Origin of the sequence: Campylobacter sp. LMG 7929 (genome assembly GCF_024723595.1) — a bacterium.
In the GTDB taxonomy this organism is placed as follows: Bacteria; Campylobacterota; Campylobacteria; order Campylobacterales; family Campylobacteraceae; genus Campylobacter_D.
On record NZ_JANQCY010000006.1, the window covers coordinates 73,446 to 94,326 of the forward strand.

Annotated in this window: 25 protein-coding genes and 1 pseudogene; 6 read left to right on the forward strand and 20 right to left on the reverse strand. The window is 28.9% G+C overall.

The window, feature by feature from the left end:
* Positions 1-23: 23 nt before the first annotated feature.
* On the forward strand, positions 24-1,184 hold the full coding sequence (locus CAMP5118_RS04200) for a type II secretion system F family protein (RefSeq protein ID WP_337216685.1): 1,161 nt from the start codon (positions 24-26) through the stop codon (positions 1,182-1,184).
* Here CAMP5118_RS04200 and CAMP5118_RS04205 read toward each other — a convergent pair.
* The 11 genes from CAMP5118_RS04205 to CAMP5118_RS04255 are packed head-to-tail and all read right to left on the reverse strand — an operon-like array spanning position 1,181 to position 9,101.
* Positions 1,181-1,933, reverse strand: coding sequence for a TSUP family transporter (locus tag CAMP5118_RS04205; RefSeq protein ID WP_337216686.1), 753 nt, complete (start codon positions 1,931-1,933; stop codon positions 1,181-1,183). The two genes, CAMP5118_RS04200 and CAMP5118_RS04205, sit on opposite strands and share 4 nt — an antisense overlap.
* The gene (locus CAMP5118_RS04210; protein ID WP_337216687.1) at positions 1,918-2,667 is read right to left on the reverse strand and encodes a TIGR02757 family protein; all 750 of its coding nucleotides are present in this window, start codon (positions 2,665-2,667) and stop codon (positions 1,918-1,920) included. Before CAMP5118_RS04210 ends, CAMP5118_RS04205 begins: the two co-directional genes overlap by 16 nt.
* Positions 2,667-4,496 (reverse strand): flagellar hook-associated protein FlgK, encoded by a 1,830-nt coding sequence (flgK, locus tag CAMP5118_RS04215; RefSeq protein ID WP_263682762.1) that lies wholly within the window; start codon positions 4,494-4,496, stop codon positions 2,667-2,669. The genes CAMP5118_RS04210 and flgK overlap by 1 nt, the downstream gene beginning before the upstream one ends.
* A gap of 10 nt (positions 4,497-4,506) precedes the next feature.
* Positions 4,507-4,941, reverse strand: coding sequence for a flagellar protein FlgN (locus tag CAMP5118_RS04220; RefSeq protein ID WP_337216688.1), 435 nt, complete (start codon positions 4,939-4,941; stop codon positions 4,507-4,509).
* Positions 4,942-4,983: 42 nt separating this feature from the next.
* Entirely contained in the window at positions 4,984-5,190 is a 207-nt protein-coding gene (locus CAMP5118_RS04225) for a hypothetical protein (protein WP_012661139.1), read from the reverse strand.
* Positions 5,191-5,250: 60 nt separating this feature from the next.
* Entirely contained in the window at positions 5,251-5,616 is a 366-nt protein-coding gene (locus CAMP5118_RS04230) for a rod-binding protein (RefSeq protein WP_039617679.1), read from the reverse strand.
* Positions 5,616-6,662: a flagellar basal body P-ring protein FlgI gene (locus tag CAMP5118_RS04235; protein WP_039617681.1), complete on the reverse strand. Its 1,047-nt coding sequence runs from the start codon at positions 6,660-6,662 to the stop codon at positions 5,616-5,618. The genes CAMP5118_RS04230 and CAMP5118_RS04235 overlap by 1 nt, the downstream gene beginning before the upstream one ends.
* A gap of 57 nt (positions 6,663-6,719) precedes the next feature.
* Complete coding sequence (locus CAMP5118_RS04240; RefSeq protein WP_263663827.1) at positions 6,720-7,376, reverse strand: RsmD family RNA methyltransferase; 657 nt, start codon at positions 7,374-7,376, stop codon at positions 6,720-6,722.
* Entirely contained in the window at positions 7,369-7,764 is a 396-nt protein-coding gene (locus CAMP5118_RS04245) for a hypothetical protein (RefSeq protein WP_337216689.1), read from the reverse strand. Before CAMP5118_RS04245 ends, CAMP5118_RS04240 begins: the two co-directional genes overlap by 8 nt.
* Positions 7,748-8,452 (reverse strand): HdrB C-terminal domain-containing protein, encoded by a 705-nt coding sequence (locus CAMP5118_RS04250; RefSeq protein ID WP_337216690.1) that lies wholly within the window; start codon positions 8,450-8,452, stop codon positions 7,748-7,750. The genes CAMP5118_RS04245 and CAMP5118_RS04250 overlap by 17 nt, the downstream gene beginning before the upstream one ends.
* A 10-nt stretch (positions 8,453-8,462) precedes the next feature.
* Complete coding sequence (locus CAMP5118_RS04255; protein ID WP_257396275.1) at positions 8,463-9,101, reverse strand: DUF5644 domain-containing protein; 639 nt, start codon at positions 9,099-9,101, stop codon at positions 8,463-8,465.
* A 97-nt stretch (positions 9,102-9,198) separates the two neighbouring features.
* On the opposite strand from CAMP5118_RS04255, the gene CAMP5118_RS04260 reads away from it, so the two are divergent.
* The 5 genes from CAMP5118_RS04260 to fldA all read left to right on the forward strand — a co-directional run bounded on the left by CAMP5118_RS04260 (position 9,199) and on the right by fldA (position 12,715).
* Positions 9,199-10,020, forward strand: a complete 822-nt coding sequence (locus CAMP5118_RS04260; protein WP_337216691.1) for a thiamine-phosphate kinase — start codon at positions 9,199-9,201, stop codon at positions 10,018-10,020.
* A complete protein-coding gene (gene truD, locus CAMP5118_RS04265; protein WP_337216704.1) occupies positions 9,989-11,122 on the forward strand; it encodes a tRNA pseudouridine(13) synthase TruD in 1,134 nt (377 codons plus the stop codon). Before CAMP5118_RS04260 ends, truD begins: the two co-directional genes overlap by 32 nt.
* An 87-nt stretch (positions 11,123-11,209) precedes the next feature.
* A complete protein-coding gene (locus CAMP5118_RS04270; protein ID WP_337216692.1) occupies positions 11,210-11,527 on the forward strand; it encodes a DUF2325 domain-containing protein in 318 nt (105 codons plus the stop codon).
* A gap of 3 nt (positions 11,528-11,530) precedes the next feature.
* Positions 11,531-12,223: a hypothetical protein gene (locus CAMP5118_RS04275; RefSeq protein ID WP_337216693.1), complete on the forward strand. Its 693-nt coding sequence runs from the start codon at positions 11,531-11,533 to the stop codon at positions 12,221-12,223.
* Positions 12,224-12,715, forward strand: a complete 492-nt coding sequence (gene fldA, locus CAMP5118_RS04280) for a flavodoxin FldA (RefSeq protein WP_240388293.1) — start codon at positions 12,224-12,226, stop codon at positions 12,713-12,715.
* 30 nt (positions 12,716-12,745) lie between these two features.
* On the opposite strand, the gene CAMP5118_RS08070 is transcribed toward fldA, so the two are convergent.
* From CAMP5118_RS08070 to CAMP5118_RS04320, 9 genes and pseudogenes are all read right to left on the reverse strand, one after another.
* A complete protein-coding gene (locus CAMP5118_RS08070; RefSeq protein WP_412174993.1) occupies positions 12,746-13,861 on the reverse strand; it encodes a methyl-accepting chemotaxis protein in 1,116 nt (371 codons plus the stop codon).
* 231 nt (positions 13,862-14,092) lie between these two features.
* Positions 14,093-14,743 (reverse strand): annotated as a pseudogene (locus CAMP5118_RS08075) (cache domain-containing protein); the annotation flags it as partial.
* A 134-nt stretch (positions 14,744-14,877) separates the two neighbouring features.
* Positions 14,878-15,285: a pyridoxamine 5'-phosphate oxidase family protein gene (locus tag CAMP5118_RS04290; protein ID WP_263663833.1), complete on the reverse strand. Its 408-nt coding sequence runs from the start codon at positions 15,283-15,285 to the stop codon at positions 14,878-14,880.
* Positions 15,278-15,988, reverse strand: coding sequence for an EI24 domain-containing protein (locus CAMP5118_RS04295; protein ID WP_220524011.1), 711 nt, complete (start codon positions 15,986-15,988; stop codon positions 15,278-15,280). The genes CAMP5118_RS04290 and CAMP5118_RS04295 overlap by 8 nt, the downstream gene beginning before the upstream one ends.
* Positions 15,985-16,677 (reverse strand): dUTPase, encoded by a 693-nt coding sequence (dut, locus tag CAMP5118_RS04300; RefSeq protein WP_240390174.1) that lies wholly within the window; start codon positions 16,675-16,677, stop codon positions 15,985-15,987. Before dut ends, CAMP5118_RS04295 begins: the two co-directional genes overlap by 4 nt.
* 13 nt (positions 16,678-16,690) lie before the next feature.
* A complete protein-coding gene (locus tag CAMP5118_RS04305; protein ID WP_220517270.1) occupies positions 16,691-17,236 on the reverse strand; it encodes an ATP-binding protein in 546 nt (181 codons plus the stop codon).
* Positions 17,237-17,362: 126 nt separating this feature from the next.
* A complete protein-coding gene (locus CAMP5118_RS04310; RefSeq protein ID WP_337216695.1) occupies positions 17,363-18,997 on the reverse strand; it encodes a hydrogenase small subunit in 1,635 nt (544 codons plus the stop codon).
* Positions 18,998-19,000: 3 nt separating this feature from the next.
* Positions 19,001-19,681 carry a triose-phosphate isomerase gene (locus CAMP5118_RS04315; RefSeq protein WP_337216696.1) on the reverse strand — a complete coding sequence of 227 codons (681 nt, stop codon included), beginning with the start codon at positions 19,679-19,681 and terminating at the stop codon, positions 19,001-19,003.
* Positions 19,678-20,880 (reverse strand): phosphoglycerate kinase, encoded by a 1,203-nt coding sequence (locus tag CAMP5118_RS04320; protein WP_263674809.1) that lies wholly within the window; start codon positions 20,878-20,880, stop codon positions 19,678-19,680. Before CAMP5118_RS04320 ends, CAMP5118_RS04315 begins: the two co-directional genes overlap by 4 nt.
* Between the last annotated feature and the right edge of the window lies 1 nt (position 20,881).

A 20,881-nucleotide genomic window follows, 5' to 3' on the forward strand; every position in this document is an offset into this window, starting at 1 on the left:
GATGAGCTAAGAAAGATTGGTTTTTGAAAAAATTTATTATTTTTTATGCTTTAAACAAAGAGCAAAAGCAAAGTATAATTAAAGCCAAAAATCTATATGAAGCCAGAAATCATGCACAAAAATCATTTGAAAATATAATTAGTGTTGAAGAATACTTTGGGACAACAAAACATAAAATTAAAGAAGAAGAGCTTATTTTTATCCTTAAAGATTTAAGTATGATTTTAAAAGCAGGATTAAGCTTACAAGAAGCTATTTTAGAATTTGCAAGATCAAATCATGATGTGCATATAGCTAAAATATTTAGTGTGATTTATAATAAACTCAAAAATGGAAGCTCTTATAATGAAGCTTTTAGAGGTGTTTTAAATTCTAGAGAATGTGCTGTTTTAAAAATTTGTGACGGTAAGGAGGATTTATATAAGGCTTTTGAGATTATCATTAATCTAAAAGAGAAAAACCTTCATAGTTTTAAGCAGTTTAAAAAGTCTATAACTTATCCACTTTTTGTTTTTACATGTATTATTTTAGCTTTTTTTGTACTGATGATTTTGGTTTTGCCTGAATTTAAAACTTTATTTTTGCAACTTGAACTAGATTTGCCAAAAATCACTCAAATTCTTTTTGTTTTAGGAGATTTTTTTAAACATTTTTATGTATTTATTTTATTAGGTATGGGATTTTTTATAATGCTTGCTTACTCTTTTAGAAAGTCTTTGTTTTTTCATAAAATTCTTTTTTATTCTCCCATTTTTGGAAAGATAATATTTTATCAAGATAAATTTTGTTTTTTCTTGATTTTTTCTTATTTATTGAAAGCAGGGGTGGATATAAAAAGAGCTTTTGAGCTTGCTTGTGAAGGTATAGAAAATCAATTTTTTAAAAACAAAATGTTTATTATAAAGACTTTATTTGAATCAGGACTTGATTTAGATCAAACTTTTTTCAAAATAAAGCTTTTTGAATCTTTTGCGATAAGAATGTTAAATTTAGCTTTAAAAAGTTCTAAACTAGATGAGAGTACTTATGAGCTTGCTTTATTTTATGAACATAAAAAAGAAAATTACACTCAAAGACTTTTAAGTGTTTTAGAGCCTTTGATGACAATTTTTATGGCGAGTTTGATTTTAGTTTTAGCCTTGGGTGTATTTTTACCTATGTGGCAAATTAGTCAAGGAATTTAAACAAGATAATCATAAGCAACCTTAGCTATAGTTAAAGCAACCATAGTTAAAAAGAGTTTTTTGATAAAAGTTCCTTGTGTTTTTAAGACTAGTTTTGAGCCTACAAAGGCACCTAAGACTTGGCCTATACTCATTAAAATACCAACTTTCCAAAGTACTTCATAAGAGTATAAAAACACCCCTAAAGCCACTACATTGCTAGTGAAATTTAAGATTTTAGTATTAATGCTTGCATTTTTCATACTAAAACCAAGAAATATTACACAAGCAAAAATCCAAAAAGACCCAGTTCCAGGCCCTAAAAAGCCATCGTAAAAGCCAAGCAATAAACCAAAAGTGACTTGAAAGCTTGTGGCGCTCATTTTTGCTTCATTATGAACATTTCCTAAATTAGGCTTAAAAATAGTATAAAGAAAAACTAAAGCTAGGCATATTAGCACAATGATTTTAACAGCGTTTTGATCTATTAGTAAAACTGCATAAGTGCCAATAACAGCTCCAATTGCGGTAAATAAAATACCTAAAGCAATTTTTTCTATGTTCATATGTTTTCTATAAGATAAAACCGCAGTAAGTGAGCCAAAAGTGCTTTGAAGTTTATTGGTAGCTAGGGCTAAATGAGGAGGGATCCCGCAAGCAAATAAAGCAGGTATAGTAATAAGTCCACCACCACCTACAATCGCATCAACACAGCCTGCAAAAGCAGCAACAAAAAATAAAATCACATAATAAGTTAATTCAAGCTCCATAAGCTTTCCTTGTTTTGTCCGATTCTATATAGAGCAAAATCATATTTTATAGGATCTTGTGGATCAAATTTTTTAAGACTTTGAGTAAGCTCTAAAACACTTTTAAAATCATAAATCTTACGCTTTAAAAGCTTAAGTTTTAATGAAACTTTATGAGTATGGGTATCTAAGGGTATAAGTAAATCTTTTTTATCGATATTTTTAAACAAACCCAAATCAAGCTCATCTTTTCTTACCATCCACCTAAGATACATATTGTATCTTTTTAAAGGACCTTTTGGAGTTTTAAATTCTTTTGAAAAGAAAAACTCATAACCATAGCTTCTATAAGGATTAAGTTTATAAATTGTTTCTATAAAAAATTTTATTGCTTGTGTGATATTTTGTTCTTTTTGATAAGCCTTGGTAAAAATATTTTCTATGCTATCTTCATTTTTTAAGCGTTTAAGTGTGATAAAAATTTGAGCTATATCTTGAGAGTTTTGAAAGCGGTATTTTAGATCTTTGCATTCTTTTTTAATAATCTCATCATTTCTTTCAAACAAGGAAAAATCAAGTTTTTTTAAAAAATTTACAATATTTTTAGCATTTCCATAAGCAAATAAAGCGCAAAGCAAAGCTATGGTTTCATCTTTATAAACACTTGCAATTTGCAAAGGATCAGGATGAGAGAAAAGCTCTTTTTGAGTGTTTTTGCTTAAAATTGCTTCATCTAAAAGAGCTTTAGTTTGCATTAAGATTTTAAACCAAGTAAGGTTTCAAGCATTTGATCAACAGTAGTTACGATTTTAGCCGCAGCGCCATAACTTGCTTGATATTGTATAAGCGCTGCTAATTCTTCGTTGGTGTTTACGCCACTTTTTGATTGATATTCTGCATAGGCTGTATTAAATACCGTCATATTAGTTGCATGCGCAAAACCATTGCTTTCAGCATCTGAAGCAATTTGACCTGTAAATTTTCTATAATATCCATCTAAAGACATAGTATCAACTGTACCATCTTTATTATAAAAATTTACTTTTTGATTTTGAAGTTGCAACATAGCATTAGCTACATCATTGTTTCCATCAACTCCGTTTGAACTAGCTTTTAAGCTATTTGGATCATTTCTGATGCTTGAATTTACATTGATATTGCTTGCATCTTGACCATTAAAAAACGAAGATACATTTAAAGCGCCTGGGAAATTTGTACCATTGTCTTTAAAAGCTATTTTATAACCCTTTTTTAAGCCATTGATTTGGAAATTTCCACTATCACTTTGTCCATCATAATGATAAAAGGCTTGAAAATAATCATTTAAATCATTACCACTAACACCATCTTTGTTATCATCAATATCCGCATTGATTTGCTTAACAACATCTTCTATGGTGGTATTAACATCAATTTTTATAGTTCTAGTAGCTACTGCATTACCTTTTTCATCATAAATTGTGATGTCAAAGCTTCCTGCTTGAATATTTTTATCATAACTCATTAAAGAAGTATCAGGTTTTAAGCCTTTTAAGTCATCCGAATTTACTTTATCAGTTGCTGCTTGAGCATAGACATTATTAGTTTGAGTTATAAGTGTTTTTGTAAAGGTATTGAGCATATCTTTATACTCTTGCAATTTTCCATCGCTGTAAGTATCGTGATTGCCATCATAGTTTCTACCTCTAAGGTCAAGCTGAGCTCCAAGTTGTCCACCTGAAATTTTACTAGTTAAATCATAGCGGTTTTCATCATTTACTTCATAATAAATTTGATAAAATCCATTAGGATTATTATCATCTAATTTTAAAGGATGAAAGCTAGAGCCATTGACTATGCTAAAACCTTGAATACTTAAATCATAATATCTTCCAGAATCAGTCATAGTAGATTCTAGGGTGCTATCTTGAGAGCTTTTTCCTTTCCAGGCTACTGCATCAACTAATTTTGAAAGTCTAAGTTCAAGTTCATCTCTTCTATCTCTTAATTGATTAGCATTGTCAGTTGGTAAAACTTCTTCGTTTTCAAGTTGTTTGTTGATATTTGCAATTTCTTGACCAATATTATTGATCTCATCTACAGTTTGTCTGATTTGCTCGTTGACAGTTTGTTGCATTTTGCTAAGATCTTGTAGGGTTTTTTGTATGTTTTGAGTTAATGTATTTGCGCTATTAACAAGATCTATTTTACTTGCTCCATCACTTGGATTAGAAGCAAAATTATTCCATGCATCATAATAATTTTTATAATCTTGTAAAATACCAGTTCCTTGCATATCAGGAAATCTTTGGCTTGCTTCTTGTAAAATTTGTCCTAAATAATTTGTATAATTTTGTTGAGTAGTGGCATTTTTTAACTCATAATAAGAGTGCTCATCGTGCAATCGTTTTATGGTGTCAATTTGTGTGCCTGTTCCTAGGTGCAAACCACCTCTATCAAGAGACATACCTGAGCTTTGCACAGCTCTTTGTCTAGTGTAAAATACTGCGTCTGCATTGGCAATATTATTGCCTGTTGTGTTAATTTGAAGCTCAGCAGCTCTTATGCCACTAACTCCGGTATATAAGCTATCAAAAATTCCCATGACTTAGCCTTTAAACATTAATCTTAAATAATGAATCTGGAATTGTTTTATTGTCTCCATAAGCATTATTTGTTCCATTTTGTTCAAACATTGCATTTAAAAGATTGTCGTAAAAATTTTTAATAATAAGAGCTAGTTTGGCATATTCTTTATTTTTTTGGTGTAAGGTGTTTAAATTTTGCTTTAAAAGAGCAAGTTTTTCTTTATCTTCGTCATCCAAAAGCTCATCTAAGCCTTTATTGTTTCCTTGGTTACTAAGTTCTACCAAAGCCTTGTCAAGATTTTTTTTAGCAATTTGGAATTCATTTACAAGTTTAGTTTTATCTTCAACACTTTTACTTACATGTTTATGATTAGCAGCTTGAATTTGTGCTATATCTTCTAAAGTAAGATTGATGAGTTTTTCTAAAATAGAATTTGTTTCATCTAAATATTGTTTAACCATTTTTTATCCTTTCTTAGGCACCAACCCAAAAAAGGATAAAAATTATAATAAAGAATCTGCTATTGCTTTAGAAGTGGCTTGTAGATTGATTTTGTACTCGCCATTTTTAATTTGAGAAGCAATTAAAGATGCTTTACTTTCTTCTGCCTTTTGAGTTTCTTTTGCCTTGTTGTTTTCTTTGTTTTCTGTTTTATTTATATCATTAGTAGCAACCTGAGCTACATAACTTTGATGTATAGGGTTTATCATTTTAAGCCTCCAGTTCTATTGAAAAACTCTAAGAACTATATCGACACTTAAAAAAATAACTTAACCCCTTTCTTTTAAATAATCAAATAATAATTTTGAAAAACCTAACCCCCCGCTTAATGCTTTACTCATAGTATCATTGTACATAGATGAATAAATTTCATCACTTGCATCTTTTCCAAATAAAGAATTTTCTTGTTTTAAAGAAATATCTAAAACACTTTTGATTAAAAAAGCTTCAAAAGCATCAGTTTGTTCTTTTAAAGCTTTATCTTCATCATTTAATGCTTGTATATGAGTTAAATCATTTTTAAAAGCACTATCTGCATAGTTTTTAGCAGCCTTGTAGCTATTGTTGTGTTTAGTAATACTTTCATAAAGTTCGCTACTATAGTTTTTGCTCGCTAAATAATTATCAACTCTCATCATATCACCTCTAATTCAGCACTAATTGCACCAGCTCTTTTTAAATTTTGCATAATAGCTATGATATCATTTGGCGCTGCTCCAAGTTTATTTAGCATTCTAGCTATGTTTGCTACTGTTGTTTTATTGTTTGTGATTTTTAAAGTATTAGATACTGGATCTAAAATACCACCATCTTTCATATCGATTTCATTTTGTCCTAAAGCTACGGTATTGTTTGGATCGATTTTTATAGTGATATCTTTATGGGTAATTAATATAGGCTCAACTTCTATATTTACTCCCGCTACTATAGTTCCTGTTCTTTCATCGATGATCACTTTACTTTCTGGAGTGTAAGCTATATCTTGTTCTAATACTCTTGCCATAAATTCAACATGAGAAAATTCTTCAGGTTTTGTTAATTTTATAGTTCTAGAATCTAAAGCTTTTGCTATGTCTGTATCAAAAATAGTATTTAAAACTCTTTCTATATTGTTAGCCGTTTTAAAATCTGCTTCTTTTAAACTTAAAATCAAATCTTCACTTTGGCTAAAGTTTTGTGGAATTTCTCTTTCTACGACTGCACCATTAATAACATTTGCTGAGGTTGAGTGTGTTCCTGCTGCACCTGGTCTTGGGCTAAGTCCACCTATAGCTAAAGAGCCTTGAGCTACTGCATAAATTTCTCCATCAACCCCTTTTAGAGCTGTCATAAGTAAGGTTCCACCTTGTAAAGATTTGGCATCACCTAAAGAAGCTACGCTTACATCAAGCTTATCCCCACTTCTTGCAAAAGCAGGAAGTTTTGCTGTAACCATTACTGCTGCTGTATTTTTTGATTTTATATCACCTGGGCTAACTTTTACATTCATACCCTGAAGCATATTTGAAATAGATTGTAGTGTAAATTCGCTACTTGTACCATCTCCGCTTCCATTTAAACCAACAACCAAACCATATCCTATAAGTTGGTTATCTCTAACACCTACTACATTGGTAAGTTCTTTAATAGTAGCTGCAAAAACGCTTAGACTTAGTACTAAGCTCAAAAATAATATTCTCATCGATTCTTCCTTTAATCTATGCTATTTTCATAAATTAAAGCAAAAAAGGTTCCAAATTTATATAAAGGAGTAAAAACTTAGAGTGGTTGAACCGAATTTTTTTTCTTTTGTTTTTTCGTAATTTTGTATTTTGGCTGGAGTTTTAAAAGTACTGTGATGTTCTATGATGATGATTTTAACATTTGAATTTTTTATATTTTCTATCAACTTTAAAGTTTTTTCGTAAATATCAAAAAAACCTTCTCTAATATCAAAGGGTGGATCAAGATATAAAATAATATCTTCTTTGGAATTTTGAATAATTTGAGGGGTTTTTTTAAAAGTATCATCATTGAAGCAAATGGTATTTTGATCAATATTGGAAGCATTTTTTAAAGCGATTTCATAAGCTTTTTTATCTTTTTCTATAGCATAACTTTTTAAGCAGCCATTACTTCTTGCCTCTAATGCCATTAAAGCACTTCCTCCAAAGGCCTCTATGAAAACCTTATCTTGTAAAGAAAAACGCAAAACATTAAAAACACAAGATTTTACTATGCTTTTGGTGCTTCTTGTGGTATCTAGACTAGGAAGTAAAATTTTTTTACCTTTATAGATTCCACTTTCTATGGTGGTGTAAATTTTTTGAGTTTGTTTTTTTGAGTTTGTTTTTTTATCTTCTTTGTAATTTTTTAAAAAATCTTTTACGCTTTGATATTCTTGTATTTTATGCATTATTATTTTCTTCTTTAATAAGATTTTTTAATTCTGTTTTGTAAAGATCAAATATCGCATCGATTTTTTCATGACTTTCTTGACATAATTGCTCTAAAATGGCTTCACATTTTTGATTCATAAGTTTTTTTTCACGCATGGCTATTTTATAAGCAATACTTTGCAAACTTGCATTGAAATCATTTAAAGCATTAAGTAATTCCTCTATATTAAAAGGATGAGATAAAAAATTTGATTTTTTATTGATGATAAATTGTGGTTTTTGCGTGTTAACTTTTTCATCACAGACTAAAAAATCACAATCTTTTTTTAAAACTAAAAAATCTCTCAAAGCGATTTCTAAAGTTTTTTCTAAAATTAAATCCTTACATTCAAGAGCGATTTTCATTGATTAAACTCACTTTTAATTTGTGTTTTTTTAAAGTGTATGGTACTATACCTAGAGCTAAATTTGCAAGCTCTGCAAAAGTTAAAATATAAAAATCTTCAAAATTTCTATTTGAAATAGCTTGTAATTCTTTATAACATTTATCAAACATATAAAAAGAATAAAAATCCTCAACCACTAAAAAATCACAACCATTATCATAAGCATCTAATACGACAGAAGCTGCACATTTGTATGCTAATTGGGTGTTTAAATTTAAAAAACTATAGCCACAACTTTTGTATTTTCTTTCAAAATCTATTACATTTGCTTTAAGTACTTTGGCAAGCTCTAAAGAGCGGCTTGCGTCTGAAAATCCTTGATATACACCTATATTAAATTGTTCAAAAAAATGCTTAATGTGTTCTTGTTTAAGATGATCTAAAAAAATCTTTGGAGCATATTGGATTTTTTCAATTTTACTCATAATTTCATAAGAGCTACATTCACAAGCTAAAATATTATCCTCATCCATCATTCTAGAATATTCATCTAAGATATCTTTTGGATCATAATCAATAATAAAATAATTTTTACCCAAAGGCTTTTCGCATAATGTGCTTTGAACTCCAACTTTATCTAAAGCATCTTTGATAATATCAAAATAACAAAATAAATCATTATTGCTATTGGTGTAGATTTTGTACATTACTCATTCCTTAAAAAATACTTCTTGCAAGGCCTGATTTTACAAGCATAACTTTTAATTCTTTAATATAAGATTCATAATCAAGCTCATTTGAAGAAATAAAATTTTTAAATTTTGTGTGATAATAAATTCCTTTTTCTTCATCTGCGACTAATTTTAAAAATTGAGGTGCTTTTTCTGGGTATTTAAGTAGCATTTTATAAGCAAATACAAAAAAGCTATCGCCAAGATATTCAGGTAAAAATTCCCTAACTTCACTTGTATAATATAAAAAATCATATTGTTTATAAAGTTCTATATCGTGTATATCAATAAGTCCTTTAAAAAGTTCGAGCTTTTCTAAAAAATCACTTTTGTCCATGATTAAATCTTTGGTTGCTCTTTTGGTATCAAGTGGTTCTATGGTAAGTTCTTTGCCAAATCTTTCTATGATATTATTTAAATCTCTTCTTTGTCTGATTGTAACTTGATTGACTTTAATACAACTTTCTGGATTTTCTTCAAAATCAAAATATATGTCATCTTTTTTAATTTGACTTAAAACATCATAAACACTTTTAAAATTTTTACTATCATAAACATAAGGTTTATAATAAGCTAAATAATCACTATCTTTATCAAAACGAAAAATTCTTAAAGTTATTTGCATATTTTATCCTTGGTATTATTTTTCATTATATACATTTTAAACTTATAAAAATTTGATTATTATATAAAATTAAAAGCTTTTTGTATAAAATATTCACATGGATAAAGAAAAATTTATTATCAACGCCTTTGCTAATTCTATCAATGGAGACGATGGGGCAATAATCGATGGATATTGTTATTCTAAAGATTTATTTTGTGAAGACGTGCATTTTAAGCGCTCTTGGATGAGTTTAGAACAAATTGGAGCAAAGGCTATGCTTGTTAATATTTCTGATGCAATTGCTATGAATGCTACACCAAAATACGCTCTTTTAGGACTTTCTTTGCCAAAATGTTTAGATATGAAACAAGTTAAAGCCTTGCAAAAAGGCTTGCTAGATAGTGCAAAAGAATTTGGAGTACAAATTATAGGCGGAGATACCATAGCGGATAATAAAATCAATATTAGCATAACTATTATTTCTAAGGTAAATAAAAGGGCTATTTTTAGAAAAGGTTTGAAAAAAGGAGATTTGCTTGCTTTTAGTGGGAAATTAGGTGAGAGTTTAAAAGGTTTAAATATATTATTTCGCGGTGGAAAATTGCATTCTAAACATCGTTTTATAAAACCTAGTTTGAGACAAAAATTTTTTTATGATATAGCAAAAAAAGTTAGAGTAAGTATGGATATTTCAGATGGTTTAAATAAAGACTTATCAAGAATATTGTTTCAAAATCAACTTAGTATAAAATTCCTTAAAAAATTAGATAAATTTAGCTTAAATAGTGCAGAAGAATATGAAATTTTATTTGCTTTTGATAAAAAACATAAAGCATTTATACAAAATATGGCAAAAAAGCATAGAATTAAACTAAATATTTTTGCAAAAACAACAACAGGAAGGTATAAATTTTATGGAAGAGAACATCATTTTTAAGCCCTTATATACTTTAAAACACAGCCCGATAAATGTGTATTTTTCAAAAAATAGTAATGATTTTGTAGTAAGAGAAAAGCCTTTGTATGAATTTAGTGGTAAAGGTGAACATTTAATTTTACATATACAAAAAAAAGATCTAAGCACTAGCGAGGCTTTGAGAATTTTAAGTGAGCAAAGCGGTGTTAAAATGAGAGATTTTGGTTATAGTGGTTTAAAAGATAAACAAGGTTTAACTTTTCAATATATTTCTATGCCTAAAAAATTTAAAGAGAGTCTAAAAAATTTTAAACATGATAAGATGAAAATTTTAGAAAGTTTTTATCATGATAATAAACTTAGAATAGGGCATTTAAAAGGAAATTCATTTTTTATAAGATTAAAAAAAGTTTCAAAAGTAGATGCTTTAAAAATAGAACAAGCTTTTAAAAATATCCAAGAACAAGGCTTTGCTAATTATTTTGGATATCAGCGTTTTGGCAAATTTCAAGATAATTTTTCACAAGGACTAGAAATTTTAAAAGGCAAAAAAATCAAAAATAAAAAAATGCAAGAATTTTTAATTTCTGCTTTTCAAAGCGAGCTTTTTAATAGATATTTGAGCAAAAGGGTGGAATTATCACATTTTATTAATGACTTTAGTGAAAAAGAAATAAAACAAATTTATGGTTTAGAAAAAGAAGAAATCAAAAGTTTAAAAAATCAAAAGCAGTTTTTTAAACTTTTAAAGGGTGAAGTTTTAGGACATTATCCTTTTGGTAAATGTTTTATATGTGAAGATTTATCAAGTGAAGTAGAAAGATTTAATCAAAAAGATATTAGCGCGATGGGTCTTTTAATAGGCTCTAAAGCTTATGAAGCAAACGAAGGTTTAGCTAAAAAATTAGAAGATGAGATTTTTTCTTTTGCATATGAGTTTAAAAATAAAATGCAAGGTTCAAGGCGCTTTATGTGGTCTTATTTGCAAGATTGCAAAGGTTATTATGATGAAGAAAAAGCTCATTTTGCTTTGGAGTTTTTCTTACAAAAAGGCTCGTATGCCACAGTGATTTTAGAAGAAATTTTACACACAGATATCTTTGAACAAACTCATAATATATAATTTAAAAAATTGATATTGAGTATCAGTAAAAATTTATCTTTTATAAATTATAATAACAATTATCATTTTTATAAAAAGGAAAACTCAATGTCAGTTTTGGTTATCGGAGCGGATGAAATAACCCCAATAAAAGCAGTTTTGACAAACCTAGGTGCAAAAAGCATAGAGCATTGGGATGCTAGAAATGAAAATAGGGTAAATAGAAAACCCATTCCACAAAATACTGAATGTATAGTTATGCTTACTAGTTTTTTAAATCATAATACTATGAAAAAAATCAAAATAGAGGCAAAAAAACGCAATATACCTTTAGTTTGTGCTAAACGCAGTGTAAGTTGCGTGTATTGTGAATATTGTAAGGTTTTTGGACTTGATCAAACCTATGAGTGCGCAAAGAAGGCTTAGTGTATGTTTGGATTTAATGAAAAAGAGGATTTTATACCTAAAATATTTAGAGATTTAGAACAAAAAAATATTAATCATATTTTTTTAAATTTATATAATTCTTTAGTTGAAGATGATCTAAAAATACCTTATATCTATGCAAAAAAAGCTGACTGTTTAAGAAATATTTTTGAGTTAAAAATTCAAAATATGAGCACAGAAAGGACTTTGAGATTTAGCAAAATAAAACAATTTTGTCCATATTCTCATAAAATCATCAAAGCTTATAAAGAAGGAAATTTAAATCAAATACAACTTGAAGTAAAGATGCCAAAATATACTTTAGCTAAATTAATACAAAATGTGTTCTTATCACCTAGTTTTATTTTGCCTTTACAAGTTGCTTTTGAGGCTTTTGTATATGATAAAATTTGCAAAAGCAATACCAAATCCAAAGTAAAGATTTATAAAAATATCATTATCATTAATGAAAAAATGGCAGTCATGCCTTTATTTTGTAAAGATAGTGATAAAGATATAGAGCTTGCTTTGCAATTTATAAAAGAAAATTCTTTTGAAAGATTTTATATTGTGTATCCAAGAAATAAAAATTTCACTCAACATGAAGAAATAAGACATTTTTTATGCGAAAATAATAAAACTTTGCTAAAATTAGTTCCCTATACTATTAATAATCAAATTTTAAGGAGATGTTAAATGTCAATAGCAGTAATTTATGGTAGTTCAATGGGTAATACCGAAGGTGCGGCAAACATGATCGCTCAAAAATTAGGAATTTCAGATGTATTAAATATCGCAGATATTGATGCAGAGAAAATTAATTCTTATGATAAATTAATTTGCGGAACTTCTACTTGGGGAAGTGGTGATTTTCAAGATGATTGGGATGGTTTTGATTTTTCAGCTTTAAATCTTAGCGGTAAAACTGTTGCTGTTTTTGGTATGGGAGATAGTGAAAGCTATTCGGACACATATTGCAGCGCTATGGGAAAACTTGCTCAAGCTTTAAAAGCAGCGGGTGCAAATTTGGTAGGTGCTGTTTCTACGGGTGGTTATACTTTTGAATCAAGTGAAGCCGTAGAAGGTGATAAGTTTGTAGGACTAGCATTAGATAATGATAATCATGAGGATTTAACAGAAAGTAGAATTGATGCTTGGTTAGAGCAAATTAAACCTTCTTTTTCTTAAAAATTAGATGCCTAAAAGGCATCTTTATGTTTAAAATTTTCTTTTTTTAGTTTCACTTAGCATATCTTGTGCTAAAGAATCTACTTCATTTGCAATAGCATTAGTCTGCATAGCTGTTTGAGAGTTTTGTTGTGTGAGTTTTTCTATGGTAGCTACTGATTCATTGATTTGACTAATATCATCTGCTTCTTCTTTTATGGCTTCACCCATATCATTTATTGACTGGGCTAAGATATTAGTATTAGCTTCAATCTCACCTAAAGACTTTTGAGTTCTTTCTGCTAGATTTCTAACTTCATCGGCAACAACAGCAAAGCCTCTACCATGTTCACCAGCACGTGCTGCTTCAATAGCTGCATTTAATGCAAGTAGGTTAATTTGATCTGCAATATCTGAAATTACTGTAGTTACATTTTTGATATCATTGCTTTGTTTTACTACATCTTGTGTTTTAATGGAAATTTCACTCATAGCCGAGTTCATTTGCTCTAAAGCTCTTGCGCTTTCTTGCAGTGATGAGGTTTGATGTGTAGCATCATTTGTAAGTTCTTGCATGCTTTGTTTGAGTGCTTCGGCCTTTTGGTTGAGTAATTCTCCTTGGTGAAGTGATTGTGTAAGCATGTTTTTTATTTCATCTCCAAGAGAATTTATAGCCTTTTCAATATCGCCTTTTGGTGCATTAATAGTTGCTGTGAAATCTAAGCGTTTGTAGCTATCAAATACAGCTAAAATTTCGTTTAAATTACTGCCAATTTTTCTTTGTAAAGTTGTAAGCATACTATTTAATACTTTCATTAATTCTTGAATTTGAGGATTGTTAGCATGAGAGCTAATATGCAAATCAAGCTCACCTGTTTCTATTTTTTTAGCAATATTGACAGATTCTTCAATAGCTTTTGCATCTTTGTTTAGAGCTTCTTTAATGATCTCAATGTTTTCATTAATTTCTTCTGCCATTTTTCCAAATTCATCTTGAGTTTTAAGCTTAATAGGATGAGAGTGAGAATCTTTGTGATTTAAATAATTAAAGAAATTATGTAATCCTGATGAAATAATTGCAATTGGTTTAAGATTGTAAGAAATAATCATTCTAATAAAAATCAAAGTGAAAAAAATAGCAATCAAGGAAATAATAATTTGTTCCATTAGTGTTTGTTTAGCTGCATCATTGTAAAAATCATAATCAGCTATAGAACAGATAACATATTTTGGATTAATTCCACCATTACAAATTAAAGCTCTAGTTTCATTTTCTTTTGTTTGAATTTTAAAAATATCTTTTGAAAGACTTCTATTTGTACCTTCTGGTGTTTTAAGATAATATGCAACAATATCTTTACTTGTATTGGTTGAGGTTAAAATTTTAGAAGGATCAGTGTGAAAAAGATAGGTTCCATCATGGGCTAAAACAGCAGCATGCGAATAAGGTGTTTTACCTATAGCTAAAACTTCTTCTGAGAATTTTTTTAAATCATAATCAGCAGCAACTACACCTATAACTTCACCATTTTCTATAATAGGATTGGCATAAGAAATAGTAGGTTTTTTCATACTAGAAGATATATAAGGTTCTGTGACAATTAACTCTTTTTTTTCTTTGGCTTCTTTATACCATCCTCTAGTTCTAGGATCATATCCACTTTCTGGAGTTTGGTTGTTGCCATTTGATCTAAACATAGAGCCATCTTCAAATCCTACATAAGTTAAGTCAAAACCTAAAGAATCTCCTATGGATTTTAACAAGCTAGTGTATTGTTTTGAATTAAGATTATGCTTATTTTCTTTGATATATTTTGTTAAAGAATTAATTATATTACGTCTATCACTTGCATATAAATCAAATCTTTTGCTTACATCAAAAGCAACTTTTTGTTGAAATTGAACTAACAAAGTATGGCTATTAGATTTTGATTTAATATAATTAAAAACACCTAAAACACATAATAAAACTATAACAAAAATACAAACCAAAAAGGCAATTTTGTTGGAAAAATTACCTAGTAAATATTTTTTGGTAGATGAGAACATTTTTTTCTCCTTGAAAAGTTAAAAATTTAAAGTTTTACTACTATGGTAAATTATATGATTTTATTAAAAAAATATTTAAAAATTTATAAATAATATTAGGTTTTATTAAAAATACAATATATTTTAAAAGTATTTTAAAGAGAAAATTCTAATTTTTTGGAAAGTAAAATTTTATTATCAGTGTATTTTGCCCATTGTATATTTAAAGCGAAAATACAAGCTTGTGCAAGTTTTGCAAAGGGAAATTTTTTATAGTATATTCTTTCTTGCTCTTTGGTGGCTTTTTGAAAAAGAGCTTTGATTTGCACTCCTTTAATAAGATTAATAATATCTGTATCTAGCGCTATATTAACTGCTACTTTAGGGGATTTATAGGCAAGTTGAATATGTTTAGTATGTTCTTCACTAGCAAAAATTAAAGCTAAATTTTTATCATCAAAAGCATAATAACAGCTTGCGCAATATACTCCACCATCCTCATCAAGCATACTTAAATTTAAAAGTTTTTGTGAATGGATAAATTTTTTAATTCTTTCATCCATTGTTATTGGCTTTAAGTTTTAAAATTTTTTGATAACTTAAGTGAGTTAAGAAGATTACATAAAATACTTGTAAAAATAAACCAAGCAAAGGTATGCTTGATAAAGCAAAAAAGACTAAGGTGATAATTTTAAAGTATAATGGTGATGAATTTTTATAAAAATCATCAAAATTGTTTTTATCTAAGACATTGCTTAATACATCTAGCAATAAAAGTTTGTGAAATAAATAATAAAATACTCCATAATAAATCACAATGCTAACAAAAGGTATAATTAACAAGAAAGTAGCTACTACAAATAATACGCATGAGATGAGTAAAAATTTGAATGTTTTAAGTAAAATTTCTAAAGAATTTACTTCTCTTTGTATGAAATGGTTGTAGTATTTTTGGTTGATTTTTTTGACTATATAAGGAGTTAAAAAGGAAATTATAAACATAGTAAAAAATACAGAGGCAAATACTACTATAAAAAATCCTCCTATAGCGCTTAAAAATGCAAGTGAAAATTGCACTATAGAAAAACTAAAAAACCAAGCCATAAAAGAGCCACTGACTACATCTTCAATATAAGAAAAAAATATATCATAACTATAATACACTAGCAGGGCAAAAATAACCAAGCTGATTAAAAAAGGCAAAGTTGAGAATTTTAAAAAAGGCTTGCTAAGAAAATCTTGCAAGCTTAGATATAGTATATTCATTTAATTTGCTTATAAGCATCTTGAAGTTTTTGATAGATTTCTTTATAATCTAGTGTTTCTTTTAAAATTTGATTTAAAACTTCGTTATCTTCTGTACCATTCCAAGTTTTTTTATAAGTGCCTTCTTTGTAGCCGTTTTCTTGTCTGAATTGATTTAATATATTTTTTCCAATATAGGTTTTATAAAGCTCAAAGAAATTTAAACCACATTTTCTAGCTAAAACAAAATATGCACTCAAGAGTTCACCTAAATCATAATCAAAACCACTGCATTTGTGGATAATAAGCTCAATATCATTTAAAATTCCATAGATATCTGCTTCATTTGGATTGGAAGTTTCTTTGCAAAAGTCATCAAAAAAAGTTACAGAAGAAACTTCCTCTGCTATGAAATTTTTATCATCTATTTGTTTTTCTTTGTATTCTTCTAAAATCAAACTTAAAATAAAATGCCATATATCCACTATTTCAATACGCACATTGTCCCAGTTTGCAGGAGTGTGTATGCTTTTCCAATGTTTCCAAGCAAAAGAATCAATAAGCTCAGCACACTCCATATAAATACATCTTCTAAAACTAATCAATTTACCTTCTTTCGTATAGCCATTTTCCCATCCTATACCATTGGTATCATCATTTAGTTTTTGCTGGAGTTCTAGCATGCTTTTTAAAATATCTTTTACTTCCATGTTATTTCCTTTTTTAAGCATAAAATCCAAATTCTTTATTGTCTTCTTCTTTTTGTTCTTTTTGTTTGTTATATTGTTCCCAAATTTCTTCTAGTAATTTAGTGCTATCTTGGAAAATTTGTTTTTTAATATCTTCAAGATCAGTTTTATTCATTTCTTTGTTTAAACTCTTATCCATGGTGTTAAATAACTCATGTAAAGTAGCCTTTTTATGTTCTTCATTTTTTGGTTCAGGTAAGGCATCGCCAATTTTCATTGCAGTGGTAATGAGCTCTTTTGGTTTTAAGGTTCCAACTCTTGAGTTTTTCATAAACTCATCGATTTGAGGTTGTACTTTGGCTACTGCTTCTTTTATTTCTTCAATTTCTTCTTGTGAAAGTTTAGTTCCACTATATGAAAATGAAAAACCAAATTGATTTCTTAAACTCAAAGATGCTGAATTTCCATCTTTATCTAATTTTGCTTCTTTTTTATCATACATAGAAAAAGAAAGATGATTGCCATTTTTTGTTTTAATATCCATAGAAAAATTTTGAGAATTGTAGCTAGAAATTTGCATAGCTTTTCCTTTCAAGTAAAGATAAGGTTATATCGTCAAAATAACCAAATCTTGAATAAATTTGCAAAGTTTTGCACTTTGCAAATTTCAAATATTTAGGGAGATAAATATTTTAGCATTAAGTCTTTAAATGCTCGTTAAATCCCAAAATAATTTTAATAATTTTTCGTTTTTTGCACATATTAAAATTTGCTCTTTGTTATGTGTCTTTTTGCATGCTTTTAGAGCTTGTTTTAAATGTTCTTTTAAAGAAAAAATCAATCCAAAAGCAATACCTTCTTTATCTAAGCCGCCTAGAATATAAATTAAAGGCATGCGCATTGATTTAGAAACATCAAGTTTTGCTTGTTCATTAATTGTGATTTTAAAATCAAATTTGCTAGGATGTTTAAACTTATAAGCTAAAGCAAGATCTAAAAACTCATCTAAATGGTTTAATTTTTTTCCACTAATAAATGGATATATAAAATAAAATAAGTCTAAGATATTATTGCTAGTTTTGCTTTTGTCATCGTAATTTTCTTGTATAAAATCATAATATGTTTTAAATTGCTCTTGGTAATTTTGCACTAAAGTCATAGCCATTTTGGTTTTTGCAAAATTATTTAAGAAAACTTTAGGATTAGCTTCAAAACTAAAATCTAAAAAATTAATCTTTGTATCATTTTGATAAAAAATCCCACTAGTGTCACTTTCTAAATCTAGTAAAATATTATTTGAATTAAGCTCATTGATGGAACTATTATGGACTATTTTATCATTTAATAAAATAGAAAAATCATTATAAGCAAATTCATTACTCATAGGTTTTTCATAAAAACCAAAATCATCCCAAAAATTTTCTTCACTACAAGCAATGCATCCATGTCCTGCAGCTATCGGCCAAGAGGTTTTGGAGTTAAATTTAACCTTAGGACAATTATTATAAGCATAAGGTCCTTTGCAACCTACTTTAAAAAGACAATAACCTTGTTTTATATTTTCATCATCAAAACTTTGAGCAAAATTTCCTGCTTCAAATTTAGCTTTTCTTTCGCATAAATCATGCAAGCATTTACCATAAAAGGCTAAAGGTCTATTTTGCTCATCTAAAGCCATGTCTTGTTCAAATAATATATAAAAGCAAAGCGCTGCGATGATATTTACATCACTTGGGGGGCAACCTGGTATATTGATTACTTTTTCTTCTAAGACTTTAGAAATTCCTATGCTTTTGGTAGGATTTGGATGTGCAGCTTGAATTCCTCCATAGCTTGAGCAAGTTCCCATAGCAAAGATTGTTTTAGCATTTTTAGCACATTTTTGTAAAATTTCATATCCATTTTCACCATGTGCTCCTATGGTTAGATAAAAAGGATCTATAGCACAAACTCCACCTTCAACAGCTAAAAGAAAATCTTTTTTTTCTAAAACTTCCTCTAAATGTGATTCTGCTTGATGTCCGCTAGCACTCATAAAGGTTTCATGATACTCTAAGGAAATAAAATCAAAAATTAAATCCAAAAAATCTGGCAATGAAGTTCTAAGTAAGCTCTCGCTACACCCTGTGCATTCACTTAAATGAAGCCATATGAGACTAGGTGGGGTGTGAAGTTGAAAATATCTATGCGCCAAAGGGCTAAATTCATTTGGTAAGCCTAAAATTTTAATGATAGAATTTACAGCCTCTAATGAGATATTTTTTTCTTCTTTGCGAGAGTTTTCTAATAGAGTGATTTTATGCTCTAATATGCTTTTTAATTCTTCATTGTCCAAAGACATTTTTTAACCTTTAGCTATTTGTATCATATTTAAAAAATCATTTGCATTTAATGCAGCTGAACCTATCAATACTCCATCGCAATTTTTTAAAGCGCAAATTTCTTTAATATTGCTTTGATTAACACTTCCGCCATATAAAAGCTTAGCATTAGTAAATTCTCTTAAAAAATTAAGTATGGTGTTAATATCATCAAGATTAGCACTAACTCCTGTACCTATAGAATAAATAGGCTCATAAGCTATGATAAGTTTTTTATAAGATAAATCAATATTTTTAATTTGTTTTTTTAAAAAATCCAAGCTTTTGCTGGCATTTTTAGTTTCTAAACTTTCGCCTATACAATAAATAATATTAAAATCAAGATTTTTTGCAAAATCAAATTTAGCCCTTAAAAAACTTTCATCTTCCTTTAAAGCTCTTCTTTCAGAATGGCCTATTAAAACGCTTTTGATATTAAATTCTTCTAAGTGAATTTTACCTATTTCTCCAGTATAAGCTCCATTTTCGCAAGGGTAGAAATTCTGCGCGCCTTGTTGAAAGGAAAAATTTTCTTTTAAAAAAGCTATACTAGGAGGGAAGATGAAAATTTCATCTTCTTTGTTTAAGTTTTGGTTTAATTTTTGAGCGTAAAGTTCAAAGCTTGATCTTGTATGATTACACTTTAAATTTGCTGCAAAAATCATTCATTATCCTTTATAGTCAAAGGTTTTACACCAGGAAGTTCTTTTCCTTCTATAAGTTCTAATGATGCTCCACCGCCGGTTGAAATGAAAGTCATCTCATCAGCATCACCTGCTCTTGCTACGACATCAGCAGTATCACCACCACCTATTACAGTTGTTGCATGAGATTCGCTAATATAATGACTCATTTTAATACTACCTTTTGAGAATTTATCGATTTCAAAAACCCCCATAGGTCCATTCCACCATATAGTTTGAGCATCAGAAAGTGCTTCTTTAAACAACCTTACACTAGCAGGACCTATATCAAGCCCCATCCAACCCGCAGGAATTTCTTGCACAGGAGTGTATTTCATCACCGCTTCTTGAGAGCAAGTTTGTGCTGCTGTAACATCCACAGGAAGATAAATTTTCACCCCTAGATTTTTACCTTTGAGCAAGATTTTATTCGCTTCTTCAATTAAATCTTCTTCTAAGAGAGAATTTCCTATATCATAACCTTGAGCTTTTAAGAAAGTAAAGGCCATACCACCACCTATGATGAGCTTATCTACTTTTGGAAGTAAGTTAGTTAAAGCTTGCAATTTCCCACTTACTTTAGAACCACCTACTACTGCCACAAAAGGTCGTGCAGGGTGTTTGATGAGATTGCTTGCAAATTCGATTTCTTTTTGGAGTAAAAATCCTGCACCCTTATTTGCATTATCAAAGTATTTTGTAATAGCTTCAACGCTAGCATGAGCTCTATGGCAAACCCCAAAAGCATCATTAATATAAACATCAGCCATAGAAGCAAGTTCTTTAGCTAAGTTTTCATCATTCTTGGTTTCACCCTTTTCAAAGCGTAAATTTTCTAAAAGCAAAATTTCACTTGATTTTAATTCGCTAGCTTTTTTCTTTGCATCTTCACCTATAACATCTTTAGCCATGATGACTTCTTTAGCCATTAAACGCGCAAGTCTTTTTGCAACTGGCTCTAAAGAGTATTTTGAAGCTATTTCTTTTGGACGCCCTAAATGTGAAGCTAAAATAACTGCACAGCCATTATCTAAACAATATCTTATAGTAGGGATAGCCGAGCGAATACGACGATCATCAGTGATATTTAAAAACTCATCTTGAGGAACATTAAAATCACATCTAATAAACACTTTTTTCTTTGCAAGATCAATATCTTTAATCGATAAAATACTACTCATC